Consider the following 19,542-nt stretch of genomic DNA (forward strand, 5'->3'; position numbering starts at 1 on the left):
CTGCGCCCCTCCCTTATGCCGTATATTCATTACGGCATTATATACCCGTTATCTTTCAAGCTGCCTCTTTGTTGGCTGCACTCGCTCACTCCCTTGCCGTCGCGATCCATCTTGAAATCCATAGGGTATAGTTACCATCATGATTTTGCGGGAAGACGCGTTTTTTATCTTCGCCACTTGGCACAAAGCAACAGTAAAGTGGTATGTCATGTGTTGAATATGGTATAAAACCCGCCGTTTTTTCTTATGAACCATTTTGCAAAGGATATTGTTTGCTACAATATACCTATTTCTTGTTCGTCATTTAAGGTAACCAGGTGAATATTCAGGCGATTCTTTCAGAAAAAGTCAGCCAAGCGCTGATTGCAGCAGGTGCTCCAGCCGACAGCGAAGCTCACATCCGCCAATCCGCGAAAGCGCAATTTGGCGACTATCAGGCCAATGGTGTTATGGCCGCCGCGAAAAAAGTGGGTATGCCTCCCCGACAACTGGCAGAAAAAGTTGTTAACCTGCTAAATCTGCAAGGTATCGCCAGTAAAGTTGAAATCGCTGGTCCCGGCTTTATCAATATCTTCCTTGATAAAGCATGGATTGCAGCCAATATCGAAACTGCACTGAAAGATGAAAAACTAGGCGTTACGCCAGCCAAACCACAAACTATTGTTGTCGATTATTCCGCCCCCAATGTCGCGAAACAGATGCACGTTGGTCATTTGCGCTCCACGATTATTGGTGATGCCGCCGTCCGTACATTGGAATTCCTCGGTCATAAGGTTATCCGCGCTAACCATGTGGGTGACTGGGGAACCCAGTTCGGTATGCTAATTGCCTATTTGGAAAAAGTGCAAAATGAAAATGCCAGCGATATGGCATTGTCCGATCTGGAAGCGTTCTATCGCGAAGCGAAAAAGCATTACGATGAAGATGAAGAGTTTGCCATCCGCGCCCGTGGCTATGTGGTGAAACTGCAAGGCGGTGATGAATATTGCCGCACCATGTGGCGCAAGCTAGTGGATATCACGATGGCCCAAAATCAGCAAACCTATGATCGTCTGAATGTCACGCTGACTAAAGATTCTGTCATGGGTGAAAGTCTGTACAACGATCTGCTGCCCAGTATTGTCGCGGATCTGAAACAGCAAGGGCTGGCAGTAGAAAGCGATGGTGCAACCGTAGTTTACCTTGATGAATATAAAAACAAAGAAGGTGAACCGATGGGCGTTATTATCCAAAAACAGGATGGAGGTTATCTTTACACCACAACCGATATCGCCTGTGCAAAATACCGTTATGAAACCCTGCACGCGGACCGCATTCTTTACTACATCGATTCCCGTCAACATCAACATTTGATGCAAGCCTGGACCATCGTTCGTAAAGCGGGTTATGTACCAGAATCCGTGTCACTGGAACACCATATGTTCGGCATGATGTTGGGCAAAGATAGCAAACCATTTAAAACTCGCGCCGGCGGTACTGTCAGATTGACCGATCTATTGGATGAAGCTATTGAACGTGCCAACACCCTTATCCGTGAAAAGAACCCGGATATGCCAGAAGATGAATTGAAAAAAGTGGTTTCTGCTGTCGGTATCGGTGCCGTGAAATACGCTGATCTCTCCAAGAGCCGTACCACAGATTACATCTTCGATTGGGATAATATGCTCGCTTTTGAAGGCAATACCGCACCTTATATGCAATATGCTTACACCCGTGTTGCCTCCATCTTTAAACGTGCCGAAATCGATGAAAGCAGTCTGACCCTACCGGTTATCCTAAATGAAGATCGTGAACAAACATTGGCCACCCGTTTATTACAATTTGAAGAGACCATCACCACCGTCGCCCGTGAAGGTACGCCACATGTGATGTGTGCTTACCTGTACGATTTGGCTGGTCTATTCTCCTGTTTCTATGAACACTGCCAAATTCTTAATGCGGAAAGTGAAGAGTTGCGTCAAAGCCGCCTAAAGCTGGCGCTCCTGACTGCTAAGACATTGAAGCAAGGTCTGAATACATTGGGTATTGAGACGGTAGAACGGATGTAACAGGATAATCGTTGTTTTTCTGAAAAATTGGCGTGATTGGGCATATCTATTATTGCCTTATCACGCCTGTCACAATAGGCACCGCCACGCTTCATCATCCCCAACGCGACCGCCACTCGCTGAGCGAATCCCGGTTGTTGCAATTAATGTCCATATATACCCGTCATCTTTCAAGTTGCCTCCTTGTTGGCTACACCCACTCACCCCGTCACATCGTTATCTATGCTCCCGGGGATTCGCTCCCTTGCCGTCGCAATGCTTCTTGAAATCTATAAAGGTATATACTTATTGGCTGATATCCCGGTAACCTCAGAAAACTCAAGCTCAGCTTGAGCTAACAATAACTACCGGGATACCTCAATTTATTAAAAACTGCGGTGGGCAAAATCTTTTAGCCGAAAACCCATCAGCACCAACGCAGCAAAATAGCTGCTTGCCCCAGCGATAACAACCACCATCAATCGCAACAGGCGCGTAGCCATATTTCCCTGCTCCCATGCTGGCATCAACCATAAAGTAACAGCTAATACGGCAATCATTACCGTAATTGCCACAACCAGTTTAAATAAGAACATCCCCCAACCCGCTAACGGCTTAAAAATATTTTTCTTACGTAATTGCCAGTAAAGCAGACTAGCATTGAAACAAGATGCCAGACCAATAGACAAGGCTAACCCAGCATGTTTCAGCGGGCCAACAAAGGCAAGGTTCATTAACTGAGTCAAAATCAAAGTGACAATCGCAATTTTCACCGGCGTTTTAATATCTCGACGAGAATAAAAACCCGGTGCCAGTACCTTAACAATAATTAGCCCCATCAGTCCAAAACAGTAAGCAATCAACGCTTTTTGAGTCATTACTGCATCAAATGCCGTAAAATTACCGTATTGGAATAGAGAAACTGTTAAAGGTTCTGCCAGCATACCTAAAGCAACAGCACAAGGCAGCGCTAATAAAAAACAGAGCCGCAGCCCCCAATCCATTAATTTGGTGTACTCCTCATGATTTCCACTGGAAAAACTTTTCGCTAGTGAAGGTAAAAGAATTGTTCCAAGCGCAACCCCCAATACACCAGAGGGTAATTCCATCAAACGGTCAGCGTAATACATCCAGGAGACAGAACCGGACACCAGAAATGAGGCGAAAATCGTATTAATAATTAATGAAATCTGGCCGACTGAAACCCCAAGAATTGCAGGCCCCATCTGCCGCATAACCCGCCATACGCCGCTGTCACGAAAAGAAATACGCGGTAATACCAGCATGCCAATCTTTTTTAAATGAGGAAGCTGATATAAGAGTTGCAAAATTCCGCCCACAATGACCGCCCAACCCAACGCCATCACCGGCGGATTACAATAAGGGGCGACAAATAACGCAAACACAATCATGCTGATATTAAGTAACGTCGGAGCGAAGGCAGGAACAGAAAATCGATTCCAGGTATTTAATATCGCACCTGCCAACGAGGCCAGTGATATCAGAAAAATATAGGGAAAAGTAATTCTTAACAAATTTGTTGTCAGCGTAAATTTATCGGCGGTATCGGTAAAACCGGGTGCGGTAACATAAATCACCCACGGTGCTGCCAAAACTCCCAGTACAGTAACAATGGCCAGAATTAACGTCAGCATACCGGAAACATAAGCAATAAACGTCCGAGTCGCTTCATCACCTTGCTGATTCTTATATTCCGCCAAAATGGGCACAAATGCCTGAGAAAAGGCACCTTCTGCAAAAATACGGCGCAGTAAATTAGGCAATTTAAATGCAACAAAAAAAGCATCCGCTGCAACACCAGCCCCAAATATGCGGGCAATAATGGCATCTCGGATAAAGCCCAAAACCCGAGAAAACATGGTCATAGAGCTAACCGCAGCCAGCGATTTCAATAAATTCATCGTATTTATCTCAAAATCATGTTAGTTAATTTCCGAACTGCCTGTACGACAGTAAACTGTTATATATTAACTTTAAGCTACTGACAGTTAAAGCGTATATTGATAAAACAATAAAAAAACCTCTTAAAAAAAGAATATTCCTTTAAAATAAAAAATTATTATTGAATGCCAAATTATGTACAGACTCAGGTTATATGAATATTTATTTTCAATCACTCTTTATTTATCTGTTTTTAATTAAACCAACATTATCCAGTGAATATGAAATAAAAGTTATGATTTATCAAATCATTATAAAAAAGAACTTCAATATTTATTAAATATACTAATCAGAATAATACCTATTTATACGAATTAAAGAAACCATTCAAATTATTTTCATGATAATCAATAACAAAATGTCCATTTAATAATTTAAAGTAATACGGACATGTTGATTTTAAGAGGAACGATATTGCACTTATTATATGAATCTACCATGGTTAATCATTCACTTTGTTAACAAAATCGGCGAGTATGCATAAATTCATTCTCATACACTAGAAATCATTAACTTTTATAATTTGCCAATGTAACATTGTATTTGGCCTAAATGATGGTACCTTGCAACTAGCCTTACTACAGAAAGCCCAAATAGCCACTTCGAAAAACGCACCAACCGAAGTCAGTGCGTCAAATAAATCAATTCATTGAAGCTTACTCATTTCTAAGCTGCCTGTACGGCAGTGAACGTCAAATAAGTCAACTCATTGAAGCTTACTCATTTCTAAGCTGCCTGTACGGCAGTGAACTTCCTTCTGTCACATACACTTCTAATCTGTCTTTTCTAAGCTGCCTGTACGGCAGTGAACCCAAGGGCGGCACTATCAGCAATGAAATGAAATTTCTAAGCTGCCTGTACGGCAGTGAACGCTAAATGGCATCGAATGCGGCATTTTGTTATTTTCTAAGCTGCCTGTACGGCAGTGAACTAACCCGTCTAATTAACATAAACCGCCTTTATTTTCTAAGCTGCCTGTACGGCAGTGAACAATTTTCGCGTCCGTATCCCGCAAGCTTTCGATTTCTAAGCTGCCTGTACGGCAGTGAACGCTGATCAAAGCGATTGAAGTCACGACGGATCTTTCTAAGCTGCCTGTACGGCAGTGAACCAGTTGGCGTCACTGGATGGTTCAAACCAAACTTTCTAAGCTGCCTGTACGGCAGTGAACGTTGGATTGAAGGGGTATTGGCCGCCGATACTTTTCTAAGCTGCCTGTACGGCAGTGAACACAGCCACTCCCATAGCTGAAAAAAGACGTCATTTCTAAGCTGCCTGTACGGCAGTGAACTAACGCGGCCTCTCGGTTTGCAACTGATTCTATTTCTAAGCTGCCTGTACGGCAGTGAACCCGTCCTGCCGAACAGCGCGTTACATAGCCGCTTTCTAAGCTGCCTGTGCGGCAGTGAACTAACGGCTGAGACTACACCATCTGGCACGTAATTTCTAAGCTGCCTGTGCGGCAGTGAACACCACCCATTAATCTGCTCATTACCTTGCTCATTTCTAAGCTGCCTGTGCGGCAGTGAACTGGTCCAACCTTATCTGAAGAAGATTTTTCACTTTCTAAGCTGCCTGTGCGGCAGTGAACTGTTACATATTAACTTCAACCTACTGACAATTAAAGCATATATTGATAAAACAATGAAAAAACCCTTTTTTACAAGAGAAATAATATCCCATTAAAAATCAATAGATTAAAATCCACTCTCAAAAAAGGGTCAAAAATAAGGGGTGGAGAAGGCAGATTTTCAACAGTGATTTAATTCATCATTACCAATTTGCTTTACTTTATTTGGTGACAGTACAGCGTAATAATCAACTTTTTCCACTCCATTTTTCATCTGTCAATGCGGTTAATACGTGATCCTGCCAAACTCCATTAATCATCAGGTATTTCTTAGCATAGCCTTCACGTTCAAAACCCAATCGTTCCAACAACTTCCCACTACGATGATTATCTGGCATATAATTAGCCATAATCCGATGCATCCCCTGTTGGCGTTGCATATAACGGATAGCTGGTTGTAAAGCTTCGTACATCATCCCTTTTCCCTGCCACTTTTCACCAAGCGAATATCCCAAATAACAGGCATGAAAAGCCCCACGCAGAATATTACTGAAATTGGCAACACCAATAACTTCACTCTCATTTGAATCAAGCAGCAGAAAATGAAAAGCCGCACTCTGTCTTTGCATTTCTATGATTAAATTCAATCGATTTATCCAACCGGAAGGCTGGCAATGACTTCTATCTCTAGTCGGCTCCCAAGGTTTAAGAAACTCGTGATTTTCTGAATAGTACTCAGCCAAACGATAAGCATCCCGCTCGTACACCAAACGCACCACCATTCGTTCCGTAATCAGACGAACTTTCGGTAAAGTGGAACGATAACCAAACATTATTTCTCCCTAGCTCTGTTAATTTATCCGTTAAAAATTTAAGTGATTTATCTGTAAAAAACAGCTTCCACTCATTACTTTACGACAAAAAAATATTATCCATAATTCACTATCCTAATGTTCGAATTAAGTACAGAATATAAAAGAACTGTATTGTCCTCTCTTCTTAATTACTCCAATGGTGAGCAATGTCACTGGTTTCACAAGCACGTAGCCTGGGTAAGTACTTCCTGTTATTCGATAACTTGCTGGTCGTTCTAGGTTTCTTCGTCGTTTTTCCTTTAATATCAATACATTTTGTTGAGCAACTGGGTTGGGCCGCGCTGGTTGTCGGTTTTGCGCTTGGTTTACGTCAGTTTGTACAACAAGGTTTAGGCATTTTTGGTGGCGCAATTGCAGACCGTTTTGGCGCGAAGCCGATGATCGTCACCGGCATGCTGTTACGCGCCCTTGGTTTTGCTTTCATCGCCTTAGCCACCGAACCGTGGATACTGTGGCTTGCCTGTATATTATCCGCACTGGGAGGTACCTTATTTGATCCTCCCCGGACTGCACTGGTCATCAAACTAACCCGACCGCACGAACGTGGCCGTTTCTTCTCGCTGCTGTTAATGCAGGACAGTGCCGGTGCGGTTATCGGCGCACTGATTGGTAGCTGGCTGCTGCAATATGATTTCCAATTTGTCTGCTGGACAGGTGCCGGTGTTTTTGTTCTGGCAGCCATCTGGAATGCACTATTCCTCCCTGCCTACCGGATTTCTACTACTCGAACTCCCATCTGGGAAGGGATGGAGCGCGTTATTAAAGATCGTCGCTTCTTCACCTATGTATTGACGTTAACCGGCTATTTTATGTTGTCTGTCCAAGTGATGTTAATGTTCCCAATTATCGTCAACGAAATCGCCGGCACACCCGCTGCGGTAAAATGGATGTACGCAATTGAAGCAACCCTATCGCTCACTTTGCTGTATCCAATCGCCCGTTGGAGCGAAAAACGATTCCGGCTAGAACAGCGTCTAATGGCCGGGCTTTTCCTGATGAGCCTGAGTATGTTCCCAGTCGGTTTGATTGGTGAAATAAATACCTTATTTGGCCTTATTTGCCTGTTCTATCTCGGCACCATTACCGCTGAACCTGCCCGTGAGACATTAAGTGCTTCACTCGCTGATCCACGTGCGCGTGGGAGTTATATGGGATTCAGCCGTCTTGGTCTGGCATTGGGTGGTGCCTTGGGTTATACCGGCGGTGGTTGGTTATATGATACCGGCCATGCGCTGAATATTCCGCAATTGCCTTGGTTTCTGCTTGGGATTATTGGTTTGATAACGCTGTATGCCCTGCACCGTCAATTTAACCAACGTAAGATTGAATCTGCCATGCTGAGTGGCAATTAATGAGGTAAAATCTGCCCTCCAAAATAAAGGAGTCGATATGAGAAAATTTTTCTTGGGGGCAGTATTGCTGCTAGTGGGGTTAATCAGTGGTTGTGATCAATTCAAAGATATCAGTATCAGCGAAGAGTTAATTAATGGTTATCTAGCAAAGCACGTCCATTACCAGAAACAGCTCGAATTACATGGTATTGCCAATGCGGATATTGAATTGACAGAACTCTCCAGCCAAATTGGTCGAACAGAACCAAATAAAATAGCATTAACTGGCCGTGCAAATGTCAATGTTACATCCTTGCTTGGCCCGGCTAAAGCCGATATGAAACTCACCCTGAAAGCACAACCTGTTTTTGATCAGGAAAAAGGGGCCATTTTTCTGAAAGAGTTGGAAATCGTTGATTACCAAATCACACCGGAAAAAATGGAAAAACCGATTAACGCATTAGTTCCTTATCTGAATAAATCACTCAGCGCTTTCTTTGATATTCATCCTATTTATGTAATAAAAGCAGATCATAGTAAAGCTGAAGCCGCAGCTAAAACATTAGCAAAAAGGTTAGAAGTGAAGCCTGGCAAATTAGTTATTATGCTGACCGATAAATAATCTTCATCAAGATATATACCCTATGGATTTCAAGATGCATCGCGACGGCAAGGGAGCGAATCCCCGGGAGCATAGATAACGATGTGACCGGGGTGAGTGAGTGCAGCCAACAAAGAAGCAACTTGAAAGATGACGGATATAGCAAAAAGGCAAATAATTCGAAGTTATTTGCCTTTTTATCATTTAAACATTAAGAATCCAGTTCTTCTCTTAACGCCTGTAACGCTTCACGGGTAATCATTGCTAATGTTCGGTAGAAACTGGTTATTGCATGGGCTTCCACTTTCCCCAAAAATTGCCCACACCACGGCAGCAAATATTCATCAAACAGCACAATTTGCCCCTGAACCTCATCTTCTGCTGCCTGATCTTCCAGCCATGAAGCCCCTAATAACAGAGAACCAAACTGATCGACTGGCCCATCGGACAATGGCATGCCCCGTTCAATCAAAAATTGACGAATATCGTTTTCACTCTCCCCGGTATAGTCAGAACGGCGGCTCGGTACGCTAGCATTATCTCCATAAAACAGTGCCATATAATCAGCTTGCATTGCGGATAGATCGCAGTTTTGTTGCAAACGATCCAACAATGCATCTTGCTCCAATGGCCATGATTGCTTCAATTTACCTTCGACAATCACCGTCAGAAGTGGTTTCAGAATCAGGTCTTGCGGTTGACGATTAAATAAAGTCCCTAAAATACGGCAGACTATTGAAAATTCATTCATCTCAGTTTCCAAATAAATAGCAATTTTGCCGTTATTGTCTCCAATAGCTGCCCCTACTGTAAAGAGACGTTATTAATATCCTAGTTTTATATCCACAACGCCGGTTGATAATTCTCCTTTTTCAATTCGTCGAATATTTTCACTAATCGTATCCATAGCAATATCAGGAATAGTAATAGCCGCAACATGTGGCGTCACCGTTATACGGGGGTGAGTCCAGAACGGGTGCATCTCTGGTAGTGGTTCCTCAACAAACACATCCAATGAAGCCCCGGCGATATAACCTTTATCAATCGCCACCAACAGATCATGTTCTACTAAATGGGCACCTCGCGCGATATTAATCAGATATGACTTTGGTTTTAGCTGGCTAAACAGCGATAAATTCAGAATACCACGGGTTTTTGGTGTATCGGGCAGCAAATTGATAAGCACCTTACTGCCGGAGAGAAAATCGCCCAATTGATCTTCACCGTGAAAGCTAACTACGTTATTAACCTGTTTTGGAGTGCGGCTCCAACAACGCACAATAAAGCCCCATTCAACTAACGTCTGAGCAACACGACGACCCAGAACACCGGCACCCAACACACCCACAACAAAATCTTTGCGATCATAAGGTTCGAGTTGTTTCCACCTCCTCTGCCCTTGTTGCAGCTTATACTCATCCATGCGCCGCAAATAATGTAAAACCATTGCTACCGCATACTCCTGCATTTGCAGCCCCATACCTGCATCTTCAAGCCGCATCAGTGGCACACCGGCGGGTAACATCCCTGGTTTTTGCTGTTCCTGCTTTAAAATCGCCTCTACACCTGCTCCTAAAATAAAAATCCCCTTCAATCCAGAGCGATTTGCCAACATCTCATAGGGGGGAGCCCAAACCATTGCATAATCCGCATGCTTATTATCGCCGCGTTTCCATTGGCGGATATTGATATTGGGTAATCGTTGCTGCATACCTTGAATCCACTGAGCAGCATCAAAAAAGGGGTGGTAAAAGATAATCTCCATGACTATTTATCCTCATCATCTTACATTTTCATATAGGGTTATCTGATGATTGAGTATAGGTTGCAAGACCCTTTGTTAATCATCATTACGAAAATTTTGAGAATGTTAAGTAGTTAACGAATTCATTTTTTTCTTATCAAAAGACTTGTACATTTTCTATTTCAGCGACACCAGATGGATATCAATTCACCGAATTGACTCTTATTTAGCTAACCAATCAAAAAACCAAAGAAAAATATCAGAAGAGTGTTGACGCTTGTAACGCTTTTCCCTATAGTAGCGCCCCGTTGCAGCGACGATGTTAGACAAAGTTACTGGAATGAAAAAAATGGTGAGGTGTCCGAGAGGCTGAAGGAGCACGCCTGGAAAGTGTGTATACGTGAAAACGTATCGAGGGTTCGAATCCCTCCCTCACCGCCAAATTCGAAAGAAAGCTCAGGTTAAATACTTGGGCTTTTTTCTTATATATGCCCCCGATGCAGGGAGGGTCGAGAACCCTCGACCAGGGTTCGACAAAACGGCTTGCCGTTTTGGACCGCCAACGGCGGCCCGCAGGGTGAGCGCAGCGAATCCATCCCTCCTTTTCCTCCAAACCTTGGTTCAAATGATGTTGCGTAATAGGGAACACTTTGTTATAAGATTTCTTGTAGCGCAACACGGAGCGATAAGGAATGATAAAGAGTTTCAAACATAAGGGACTGCGCCAATTTTTTGAAAAAGGTGTTTCTATTGGAATTAACCCTCAACATGCAAACAAACTCCGCCAACGACTCGCTGTTATTAACGAAGCTGAGGATATAGGGGAAATCAACCTTCCCGGATACAATCTACATCCTTTAACGGGAAACAGGCAAGGACAGTGGGCAATTACCATTTCAGGAAATTGGCGTGTGACATTCGAATTTATCGATGGTGACGCGTACATAGTTAACTACGAGGATTATCACTAATGAAAATGTTTAACCCACCTCACCCAGGCGAAATTATTGCTGACTCTTTGGAAGAACTAGGTTTAGGAATTCGTGATCTAGCGCGAGCACTAAATGTTGCTCCATCTACGGCTCAACGTTTAGTGTCGTGCAAAGCAGCAGTTACACCAGAGATGGCAATAAAACTGTCAAAAGTACTTGGTAGCTCTCCACGGCTGTGGCTAAAACTGCAAGAAACTTATAGCCTCGATAAAGCAGAAAAGACGGTTGATATTTCCAAACTGACTCCGTTATTTAAGCCTGTCCATTTATCTCACACCTAAAAGTCAACAACCTGAGCTCAGGTTACCACCTGGGCTTTTTACTTTCATAACACCAAAACGGCAATATATTTACCTCGAAAGCCTTGGACAAAAGATGTCAACTATCAAATGTTGGGACTAAACAGATATAAAAAACCACCCGAAGGTGGCTATTGCCGTTTCAAACATCTTCATCCAGTTTTTCACGATCTAATTCCAGTAATTCTTGGAATTCCTTTAATCCCCTTAATTCCTGGATTTTATTCTCTAAATCGGGGATCGTATGAACATCGGGGATCGTATGAACATCTGGACTCGTATAAATCAGTCGACTGGTTTCTATGCCTTCTTTGCCACACATTATATGTATATCAACTAATACCGTATTATTATCATAACCTATAGACATAGTTCCATTGTATTTTAGCGCATTTTCAAATTCTTCTTGTGATGGATACGATGATTCATCTCCGTACTTTTTCGTTAACGATTTGCTTACTGGCTTCACGAGGCGGCCAATATTAATCTCTAATCTTTTAAATTTTCCATTTAAAAAAAATGCCATTGCTTCACGCTTTTTGTTAGCAAACGAAAAGTCAGAACATGAATAAAGTGATACTTCTTCTATTTGAGAATTTCCCTCAAATTTTTCAAAATCACATAATCTTTTCGAAAGAAATTCTTCTTCTGTCATGCCAAACTTTGCATCTTTATACCCATCAACTGCCATTGCACCAAAGCTAATCATTCCCAATGCAAGCATAACTGCTAATTTTTTCATATTATCTCCTTTTGCTTTGAGCAATATAACAATGAAAATAGTGTTAAGCCAACCCCCACAAACCTCTATCAAGTCCCCAAATGCAGATGTTTTGGAGAATTTTTTCGCTATGCTCCCGGGAATTCACTCCCTTGCCATCGCGATGCATCTTGAAATCCATAGAGTATATCAACTATTAAATGCTTGGTTTAAGCTTAAAGCACACCCTTTCTGTGCCCTCGTATTGACGCGACGTAAAATCTCAACAAGTACACCAGGATATTGACCATATTCTCTGCTCATTATCCCGACATCATCGGTAACAATAAATGCCGGATAACTCGTTGATGACGCATCCATATAACTCATCAAACCCGGCATTCCATCAGGTACAGGTTTCAATGTTTCAGGATCAAGTGCTCGCGCATATACCCACGGCGGAACACGTTTACGTTGCATTTCATCCTCAAAGAAACAAGTGTTGAGTTCAACTTGATTAAATATATCGCGGATTTGACTAATATTACTGAGGTTGAACGTGTCGAATAAAAGATGATTGAAATCATCGCGTTTTAGGGACTCTTTTTCATAACTTTTCCAGCCGCCCCCCGTTATGATATAAAGGTTTTTATCCCCATAAAATGAGATGTTTTTATCTTTCATATACTGGCAGAGCAAATAAATAAAGTATGGTGAGCCGATAAGACAAATATCTTTTCCTTGATTTTTTATTCGCTCAAGGCTATTCAATGTCTTAACAAAATCTATTCGTTCTTCCATTACGGTAAATGTCGTGGGATATAATAATTCTACCAAGCTCATAACATATTTAAACCAAATGTTATGAGCATTAAATCTATCTGGCCCTAAGTTGACCAACTCTATTTGATGATCAAACCAACTACCAACATATTTCATGCCATAACTCACAGAGCCTAAGAGTCTCTCAATACTTAGTCTGTCACGCGCCACCTGACTTTTTAAACCACTCGTGCCGCTGCTGGTAAACCAACTTTCAATCTCGTTCTCCTGAGAAGTTAATAAGCGAGTAAACTTAAAAACTGATGTTGGGAATACAGGTATGTCATCAATTTCCGTAATATTGTCGTCTACTTTGTGTACCTGACAGTAGTGACGGTATTCTTGACAATGTTTATAGTGATTACGAAATGCATCAAGAACAAATTTGTTTCTGATTTTTTCCTGTTCATCGTAAGACCAAGCTAATGGATCGCTGGAAAAAATCAAATCATCAATTTCTGAGCTTGCTATGATCTCTTGTTTATCAACATATGAAGTCATACCTGTTTTACCCCTCCAAATAATTTAGAGAATATGGCAGCGTTGCTGCCATATTCTTTTACTACATGTGGTACTTTTTAATATTATCATTAACAATATTGATTACGTTTTTTTGGTGCATCAAGTCATTCATTGGTTCAAAAGATAACAATACACTTTTTGCACCGCACTTTTCAATTGCCAGCTTAGCCGCAGCTATACATTCTGTATAATCTCCGACAGCGTTTTCTGTGATTATCTCTTCAAGTTTATTTTCGAGATTTTCATTAGGATACATTTCAAGAACATAATCACGGATAAATGCACGCGTCTCTTGTTTAGCTTTGTGACTATCTTCGTTATAGTTAACCAATACCATTAACTGATGATCTATCGCTGATAAGTCAATACCATATTTATCAGCAACGGCTTTATACCTTTCAGCATATTCATATCTAACATCATTGGAGTCATCCCACTTAAAGATGAGAGGAATGCCTTTTTTAGCCGCCCACTCAACAATATGATGACTGGTTGCTGTGACATATCTCCGAGGCCCGCCTTGGGTATAAGCGTGGGGGTTTACCGATATTTTAGGGAAACTATAAAAATCATTATCGGGATTACAATAGCCTGTTGTTAAAGCATCGTTAATGATTTCATAACACTCTTCAAATAGTTGCTGTTGATATTCAACAGGGCGATTAAAAAGACGCATTTCATCTTTTTTTTCACAATCACTAAACCCTAAAATAAATCTTCCTTCGCTTAATTGATCCAATAAGCAAGCCTCCTCCGCTATTCGGACAGGATGATGAGTTGTAATGATGTGATTCAATGAGCCAATTTTAATTTTTTCTGTTAAACCGAGCAAAAAACCAGAAACAGTCAGAGGAGCACCGACAACACCATTACCTGAAAAATGATTTTCATACACCAAAATCTGTTCAAAATTCAACTTATCAACATACTCTGTTATTTCCTGCATGCGAACTATACTTTGTTCTTGAACAGTTGTTGAATTGATGAAGTTAAGGAAGAACAATCCAAATTTCATTTCTTTTTCCTTAGCTACTATAATAGCGAACGTTGTTTTTCTTTAAGAAACGGCATGACATCAGACTGGAAGAGCTTCATGGAAGCAATAATTTCGTCTACTGTTCCATTCGCTTCAAACCCACAACAGATATTTGATATTCCCGTGGCATCAATGTCTTTTTGAATTATGTCAATGCATTCCTGCGGGGTTCCCACGGGATTGATTTCGTAACTGTAATCAATGCGGCGATTAGTATCTCTATGTCCCTTTAATACAAAGTCACGCCACTGCCCTTTATTGAAATCATAACCTCTTGTTTTGTCTGAATCATCAAAAATGGTCGTGGCATTCACATAAGAATCATACCAATGCCCTAGAAAATCCCGACAAATCTCTTGCGCTTTATTTGAGTCATAATTTACAGATGTTATATATGATAAGCAATGGTCGATATTATGAATATCGTGCCCATATTCTTGAGCCACCTCGTTATAAAGCTCAAGCTGTGCTTTCTTTTCGTTAGTATTTATAATCCAACTTAATATCATCGGTAAACCAAATTGAGCGGCCCATTCAGTTGTCGAGGCTGATTCAGCAACCACATAAACAGGGGCTCCACCTTTACTATATGCTGTCGGGTTTACTTTTACCTTATGGAACTTGATATGTTCATTATCAGCTTCCATATATCCCTCTGTCATGCCATTTTTTATCAACCCGTACCAGCACTCCGTTAAAGCGCGACTGTTATTCATATCCGTGCCAAATACGCGAAAGTCTTTATTGTAAAGCCCCCGACAAATACCAAACCGAAATCGTCCTTTTGACATTTGATCCAATAAATTCACATCTTCAAGTTGGCGCACTGGATGAGCGGTGGGAAGAACAATAGCCGCAGTCCCTACATTCAATTTTTTGGTTGCACCAAGTAAATATGCAGCAGCGACATAAGGGTTACCAAGCAAACCAAACTCCGTGAAATGATGCTCCAGTAACCATACAGTATCAAAACCACACTCCTCAGAAATACGACCTAATTTAACCAAACGTTTCATTACTTCTGTTTGAGAAAATTGGGGGGGTTGGTATGTAAGCAAAAAGTTTCCAAATTTCATAGAGAGCCCTTATATTTGAGTGATAGAATTAACTATACCCGTTATCTTTCAAGTTGCTTCTTTGTTGGCTGCACTCACTCACCCTGGTCACATAGTTTGCTATGCTCCCGGGATTCGCTCCCTTGCCGTCGCGATCCATCTTGAAATCTATAGGGTAATATCTATCCCAATAGGTTTTAAGACAGCGAAATCGCTTGATTTTCAATCTCAATTTTCATTCGACGTTCATTGACTGTCGCAATAGTTAGATGTTCGAATGATGGTTCAATAATATCAACATCAATATCCAGACGATCATTATCCATCGCGATAGCAGCCTTCGTAACCGATTGATAAAAATTGCGCAGGACCACTAAGTTTTCACCCAAGTCATGCGAACTCCCTAGCAAAGAATATATCTTGCATCGATTACTACGAATATTTGATAACAATGTGATAACTTCATCTTGCTTTACCCAATTGTCGTTATTTGCAGTAAAAGCAATAAACGGTATATCAAGATACATCATGCTATTGATTGTAGAAGTTAAATCTTCCCAGCCAAAATCAAGGCAATCTCTCGCAAAGACTTCAGCACCCAATTTATGGCCTTCAAAATCCAAATTATTCGGCAATTCATTAATGGGTAAACTGAGATAATCAAATCCTAAAGCTCTTTCAAGCGTATATCTTAAGTTAACAACACCGACTGCGGTGATTAAAAATGAAACATTAATTTCAGATAGACTTGCATAAACTATCCGTGCAGATAAGCTTGAAGCCAAAATACCACGGTTATTTATTTTTCGTGTATTTAACCAATCAACCACGGCTAATAGGCTCTGTTTTCCTATAGACATTGTAAATTCATCAATTGTCCCTGAACTCAACCCAACGTGGTGAAGTGAATCATAGCGAATCACATGAAACCCATTCCGCGATAAATATTCCGCCAAACCAGCAAAATGATCCATCCTTCGGGCAAAACCTGACGCAATAATAATGGTATTCTTTCTCTTTGGGCTGTTTTCTTCTGGCAGCGTTTCCCAAACATGAATTTTTTTATTTCCTTCAACACAAAGAACATGGTCAATGGTTTTATATTTGGATTTATTTTCCATACTTTTTACCTATTACGGGACAAATACAAGGAACTTATCTTCTTCCAGGAATCGAGTCTGTTCTATTTCAACCGCAACATCCTTAGCAGTATAATGAGATGGCCTCTCATGAGAAATATATGTCACTAATCGTTGTAACGGCCTCATTCCGTCATGAGATCCACCAACTCGAAATATATTATTCATTCCTGCTTCTACAATCCTTTCCGCACCTCTTAATGCCAACGCATCTCGATACTTAAATGCGGATTCCCAAGGAAAAATAGATATGGTTTGTGTCTTATTTTTTTGAACATAAGGCAATACTTGCTCAATATTATCGACGTGATGAAGATACACACATCTGCCAAGTGGTTGATTAAATTCCACACCCGCATTTGACTCAATAATCATCCAACGTTGATGAACATCCACCTCTACTTTTAATCCAGCAAATAAGCTCTCTTTTTGGACTAAAGAATAGGCCGCCTTTTCATCAAAATCTTTTTTGGCGTTTGGTAATATATGCGCATATAGATTAAGTTTTTCTATCAACGCTAACTTAAATTCCTCATACTGATTTCCCATGTAATATATGTTTTGGGCAGAAAAACAAGCGCGTTGATCGTAAAAACAAATATCATGAGCCGCACCGGTAGCTGCTGACGTTAAATCAACTGGATTATCAATAATGCAAAAACTCTTTTTAGAGCCAAATTTAATCACGTCAGCATAGGGTGGTGCATGTTCTACAGCCCAATTAATCGCATCTTCCCCTCCCCAAGCGACAATAACATCCATATGTTGCATAATTTCTTTTGCGAGTGATGTATCACCTTGGTGTGGCCAATATACAACAGACAAAGAGCGCGTTATCGGATGATTAGGGTCTACATCGATAAAGCTTAACGCTAATGCATTAGCGGTAAAGGGATCGGTTGACGATGTTTTTATAATACACTGATTCTTGGTTAAAATTGCGCGTAATATAGACATGATCCCAGATAATGGAACATTACCTGCCAACAGATGTATAGACTTACCTTTCGGAAAAGCCTTAATATAACTTTCATCCTGAGGTAGCCATTCATCCATGATATGGCGAGAACCAAGTTCATTTTCTACAACATCATAAAGGCCACCTTTAGAACATAAAATCATAGATATCCAGTTGGCCTCTAACTTGGCCATTGCTTCTGAATATCCCATATATTTTTTTAAATCACGAATGTATGTCCTGCGTCTTGAATATTCTTCATTTTTCCATCTTTGCCCTACCGTATAGAGAAAATTGACAATATTATGCAACCGTAATTTATTATTTTCATTATAATCAATAATGTTTTTTACATGAGAATTATTCAATATTGGCAGGTAAACACTATTATCACCAAAATTAATGGATTGCACTAAATCATCACTTTCGGGAAAAATTTCAACCTGGCCGTTAATAATGAATGAAATTTTTTTAGTCATATTAGCCATCCATTTAATGGGGTAACTTCAACTTAAGTTATTGTTTAATCATCTTGCAAACTGGTTGTACCAATATTTGCTTCTTGTATTTTTATGTTACAACGATAAAAATAAAAAGAATATCCAGAAAATAAGATTTTTTATTATAATAATCTCAATCTATAAGTTTCGTTAGAAATAATAACGCCCTGAATTTTATGCTCAAAACTATTAATGTAACTTCGCGCTCATAAATATAATTCCTGTTCCATTTGTAATGTCTGTAAAATAGCAAAGGAAAATTTTTATATCAACAAAATTTATTAATAAAAATTTAAATTAAAGAAATCAAGCTCTTCTTTATATACAAATATTCATGAAACTGATTAAACTGATTATTCATTTAATAACTCCTTATGCTATTTCTCTCATACCGAGAGAATACATTGAATGGCAATGCCGCTTTCCACCAGCAAATTTCTAGAAGAAGAGCTCAAGTTCAAAATACCTGAGCTCTTTGTGTATATAGCCCGCCCCTCCAATTAAAGCAATAAATTTAGCTACTTTTTGAGGTGTGCCGCGGCTTGTCGTACAGCATCATAGTAGCTGGCTGGCAGTATCCCCATACACGGCGTAACAGAGATTGGCAACGTACGCCAAGCTGGCACAATTTCAAACCAGTTAGAATCATAAAACAGTTTTACTTCGTGGTTTAAATTGAATTTTGTGTCGTAAGCAAGGCCAGTCAGTTCAAAATCGGTGTCCGTTGTCTGAATAAGAAATTCGCCAGGGTAAATCTGATGGGTTTTCTGCGAGGTGCCGTAAACTACAATCACCGCGTGATCAGTAGGGGATACAGCGACTACTAGCGCCGGTCAAGGTTTCGGTCCCGGCGTCCCGACCCTTTCAGGAAACCGGCACCACACAATGCTGCCGATAGTGGCAAGGGGAGTAAACCTGATAGTTTTGTGTTGCTGTGCCATCCGTTGCCTCTCGATCAGAACAGGCGTTGAGTAAAGTTATCATCCGCAATGTCGCTAGCTGCGCTCGCTTCACGGATGGTACAGATCTGCTCATCACTCAATGGTCCGTCATCTTTCTCGTAGTGCGGTAGGTAGCGGTCAGCAAAGTTGCGCAAAGCAAGGTGTGCGATTTCAGTTTTACTCAGACCAGTGACTTTAACCAGTTCATCGAGCGTCCCGGCGCTGATCCCTGTGGGCGTATCCTGATTACGTAAACGGATTAAGAAACTGGATATGGTTTTTCCTTGGGTATTGTGCATAGTGTTTTCTCCAAATCATGCCAAAACAATATATACCCGTACTCATTGAAGATGCTTGATTTTATCCGAAATGGAGATCATTATCCTCGCTATGAAAATATTTATTACATCAGAACAAAAAATCAAACTTGAACGCCTTCACGACACCACTCGCGATGGTCAGGTACGA

General features: G+C 40.9%; 18 protein-coding genes, 1 tRNA gene, 1 other RNA gene and 1 CRISPR repeat array. Of the genes, 7 read left to right on the top strand and 13 right to left on the bottom strand.

Annotation, left to right across the window (positions count from 1 at the left end; all coding sequences use genetic code 11):
- Nucleotides 1-317 precede the first annotated feature (317 nt).
- Entirely contained in the window at nucleotides 318-2,048 is a 1,731-nt protein-coding gene (gene argS, locus AACQ38_RS12895) for an arginine--tRNA ligase (RefSeq protein WP_011146347.1), read from the top strand.
- A 69-nt stretch (nucleotides 2,049-2,117) separates the two neighbouring features.
- Here the strand turns inward: argS and AACQ38_RS12900 are convergent, their stop codons facing one another.
- From AACQ38_RS12900 to rimJ, 3 genes are all read right to left on the bottom strand, one after another.
- On the bottom strand, nucleotides 2,118-2,252 hold the full coding sequence (locus tag AACQ38_RS12900; protein ID WP_255562972.1) for a hypothetical protein: 135 nt from the start codon (nucleotides 2,250-2,252) through the stop codon (nucleotides 2,118-2,120).
- Nucleotides 2,253-2,413: 161 nt separating this feature from the next.
- Complete coding sequence (gene murJ, locus AACQ38_RS12905) at nucleotides 2,414-3,949, bottom strand: murein biosynthesis integral membrane protein MurJ (RefSeq protein WP_113040658.1); 1,536 nt, start codon at nucleotides 3,947-3,949, stop codon at nucleotides 2,414-2,416.
- Between the two features lie 703 nt (nucleotides 3,950-4,652).
- A CRISPR array of direct repeats spans nucleotides 4,653-5,580; the repeat unit is 28 nt; unit sequence TTTCTAAGCTGCCTGTACGGCAGTGAAC.
- Nucleotides 5,581-5,807: 227 nt separating this feature from the next.
- Complete coding sequence (gene rimJ, locus AACQ38_RS12910; RefSeq protein ID WP_011146345.1) at nucleotides 5,808-6,392, bottom strand: ribosomal protein S5-alanine N-acetyltransferase; 585 nt, start codon at nucleotides 6,390-6,392, stop codon at nucleotides 5,808-5,810.
- Between the two features lie 188 nt (nucleotides 6,393-6,580).
- Here rimJ and mdtH point away from each other — a divergent pair, with 188 nt between their 5' ends.
- Entirely contained in the window at nucleotides 6,581-7,786 is a 1,206-nt protein-coding gene (gene mdtH / locus AACQ38_RS12915) for a multidrug efflux MFS transporter MdtH (protein WP_165578290.1), read from the top strand.
- Between the two features lie 37 nt (nucleotides 7,787-7,823).
- Nucleotides 7,824-8,387, top strand: coding sequence for a lipoprotein (locus AACQ38_RS12920; RefSeq protein ID WP_109791518.1), 564 nt, complete (start codon nucleotides 7,824-7,826; stop codon nucleotides 8,385-8,387).
- Between the two features lie 190 nt (nucleotides 8,388-8,577).
- Here AACQ38_RS12920 and AACQ38_RS12925 read toward each other — a convergent pair whose 3' ends face one another.
- Together AACQ38_RS12925 and ghrA are read right to left on the bottom strand one after the other, a co-directional pair.
- Nucleotides 8,578-9,117: a TorD/DmsD family molecular chaperone gene (locus AACQ38_RS12925; protein WP_058589234.1), complete on the bottom strand. Its 540-nt coding sequence runs from the start codon at nucleotides 9,115-9,117 to the stop codon at nucleotides 8,578-8,580.
- A gap of 72 nt (nucleotides 9,118-9,189) precedes the next feature.
- Nucleotides 9,190-10,131, bottom strand: a complete 942-nt coding sequence (gene ghrA / locus AACQ38_RS12930; RefSeq protein ID WP_058589233.1) for a glyoxylate/hydroxypyruvate reductase GhrA — start codon at nucleotides 10,129-10,131, stop codon at nucleotides 9,190-9,192.
- A gap of 330 nt (nucleotides 10,132-10,461) precedes the next feature.
- Here ghrA and AACQ38_RS12935 point away from each other — a divergent pair.
- The 4 genes from AACQ38_RS12935 (at nucleotide 10,462) to AACQ38_RS12950 (ending at nucleotide 11,383) form a co-directional block, all read left to right on the top strand.
- Nucleotides 10,462-10,551 (top strand) — tRNA-Ser (locus AACQ38_RS12935).
- A gap of 47 nt (nucleotides 10,552-10,598) precedes the next feature.
- Nucleotides 10,599-10,722: non-coding RNA, RtT sRNA (locus AACQ38_RS12940), on the top strand.
- Nucleotides 10,723-10,802: 80 nt separating this feature from the next.
- Nucleotides 10,803-11,081, top strand: a complete 279-nt coding sequence (locus AACQ38_RS12945) for a type II toxin-antitoxin system RelE/ParE family toxin (RefSeq protein ID WP_036814248.1) — start codon at nucleotides 10,803-10,805, stop codon at nucleotides 11,079-11,081.
- The gene (locus AACQ38_RS12950) at nucleotides 11,081-11,383 is read left to right on the top strand and encodes a HigA family addiction module antitoxin (RefSeq protein WP_011146340.1); all 303 of its coding nucleotides are present in this window, start codon (nucleotides 11,081-11,083) and stop codon (nucleotides 11,381-11,383) included. Before AACQ38_RS12945 ends, AACQ38_RS12950 begins: the two co-directional genes overlap by 1 nt.
- Before the next feature lie 160 nt (nucleotides 11,384-11,543).
- On the opposite strand, the gene AACQ38_RS12955 is transcribed toward AACQ38_RS12950, so the two are convergent.
- The 8 genes from AACQ38_RS12955 to AACQ38_RS12990 form a co-directional block, all read right to left on the bottom strand.
- Nucleotides 11,544-12,143 carry a hypothetical protein gene (locus tag AACQ38_RS12955; protein ID WP_165578291.1) on the bottom strand — a complete coding sequence of 200 codons (600 nt, stop codon included), beginning with the start codon at nucleotides 12,141-12,143 and terminating at the stop codon, nucleotides 11,544-11,546.
- A 168-nt stretch (nucleotides 12,144-12,311) separates the two neighbouring features.
- Nucleotides 12,312-13,424, bottom strand: a complete 1,113-nt coding sequence (luxE, locus tag AACQ38_RS12960; RefSeq protein WP_165578292.1) for a long-chain-fatty-acid--protein ligase LuxE — start codon at nucleotides 13,422-13,424, stop codon at nucleotides 12,312-12,314.
- A 61-nt stretch (nucleotides 13,425-13,485) separates the two neighbouring features.
- A complete protein-coding gene (gene luxB, locus AACQ38_RS12965; protein ID WP_011146337.1) occupies nucleotides 13,486-14,460 on the bottom strand; it encodes a luciferase subunit beta in 975 nt (324 codons plus the stop codon).
- A 17-nt stretch (nucleotides 14,461-14,477) separates the two neighbouring features.
- Nucleotides 14,478-15,557 (bottom strand): luciferase subunit alpha, encoded by a 1,080-nt coding sequence (gene luxA, locus AACQ38_RS12970; RefSeq protein ID WP_011146336.1) that lies wholly within the window; start codon nucleotides 15,555-15,557, stop codon nucleotides 14,478-14,480.
- 176 nt (nucleotides 15,558-15,733) lie between these two features.
- Nucleotides 15,734-16,657 (bottom strand): acyl transferase, encoded by a 924-nt coding sequence (locus AACQ38_RS12975; protein WP_011146335.1) that lies wholly within the window; start codon nucleotides 16,655-16,657, stop codon nucleotides 15,734-15,736.
- A 12-nt stretch (nucleotides 16,658-16,669) separates the two neighbouring features.
- Nucleotides 16,670-18,112: a long-chain-fatty-acyl-CoA reductase LuxC gene (luxC, locus tag AACQ38_RS12980; protein WP_011146334.1), complete on the bottom strand. Its 1,443-nt coding sequence runs from the start codon at nucleotides 18,110-18,112 to the stop codon at nucleotides 16,670-16,672.
- 539 nt (nucleotides 18,113-18,651) lie between these two features.
- Nucleotides 18,652-18,927, bottom strand: coding sequence for a hypothetical protein (locus AACQ38_RS12985; RefSeq protein WP_011146333.1), 276 nt, complete (start codon nucleotides 18,925-18,927; stop codon nucleotides 18,652-18,654).
- Nucleotides 18,928-19,088: 161 nt separating this feature from the next.
- Nucleotides 19,089-19,373 carry a hypothetical protein gene (locus AACQ38_RS12990; RefSeq protein ID WP_011146332.1) on the bottom strand — a complete coding sequence of 95 codons (285 nt, stop codon included), beginning with the start codon at nucleotides 19,371-19,373 and terminating at the stop codon, nucleotides 19,089-19,091.
- Nucleotides 19,374-19,542: the final 169 nt, after the last annotated feature.

The sequence above is a fragment of the Photorhabdus sp. RW14-46 genome (assembly GCF_963887965.1).
GTDB lineage: Bacteria > Pseudomonadota > Gammaproteobacteria > Enterobacterales > Enterobacteriaceae > Photorhabdus > Photorhabdus laumondii.

Coding starts and splice junctions, on each gene's coding strand:
- luxE (WP_165578292.1), bottom strand. CDS start 13,424: ATGACTTCATATGTTGATAAACAAGAGATCATAGCAAGCTCAGAAATT.
- luxA (WP_011146336.1), bottom strand. CDS start 15,557: ATGAAATTTGGAAACTTTTTGCTTACATACCAACCCCCCCAATTTTCT.
- AACQ38_RS12945 (WP_036814248.1), top strand. CDS start 10,803: ATGATAAAGAGTTTCAAACATAAGGGACTGCGCCAATTTTTTGAAAAA.
- AACQ38_RS12990 (WP_011146332.1), bottom strand. CDS start 19,373: ATGCACAATACCCAAGGAAAAACCATATCCAGTTTCTTAATCCGTTTA.
- AACQ38_RS12920 (WP_109791518.1), top strand. CDS start 7,824: ATGAGAAAATTTTTCTTGGGGGCAGTATTGCTGCTAGTGGGGTTAATC.
- ghrA (WP_058589233.1), bottom strand. CDS start 10,131: ATGGAGATTATCTTTTACCACCCCTTTTTTGATGCTGCTCAGTGGATT.
- AACQ38_RS12950 (WP_011146340.1), top strand. CDS start 11,081: ATGAAAATGTTTAACCCACCTCACCCAGGCGAAATTATTGCTGACTCT.
- mdtH (WP_165578290.1), top strand. CDS start 6,581: ATGTCACTGGTTTCACAAGCACGTAGCCTGGGTAAGTACTTCCTGTTA.
- AACQ38_RS12925 (WP_058589234.1), bottom strand. CDS start 9,117: ATGAATGAATTTTCAATAGTCTGCCGTATTTTAGGGACTTTATTTAAT.
- AACQ38_RS12975 (WP_011146335.1), bottom strand. CDS start 16,657: ATGGAAAATAAATCCAAATATAAAACCATTGACCATGTTCTTTGTGTT.
- rimJ (WP_011146345.1), bottom strand. CDS start 6,392: ATGTTTGGTTATCGTTCCACTTTACCGAAAGTTCGTCTGATTACGGAA.
- murJ (WP_113040658.1), bottom strand. CDS start 3,949: ATGAATTTATTGAAATCGCTGGCTGCGGTTAGCTCTATGACCATGTTT.
- luxB (WP_011146337.1), bottom strand. CDS start 14,460: ATGAAATTTGGATTGTTCTTCCTTAACTTCATCAATTCAACAACTGTT.
- luxC (WP_011146334.1), bottom strand. CDS start 18,112: ATGACTAAAAAAATTTCATTCATTATTAACGGCCAGGTTGAAATTTTT.
- AACQ38_RS12955 (WP_165578291.1), bottom strand. CDS start 12,143: ATGAAAAAATTAGCAGTTATGCTTGCATTGGGAATGATTAGCTTTGGT.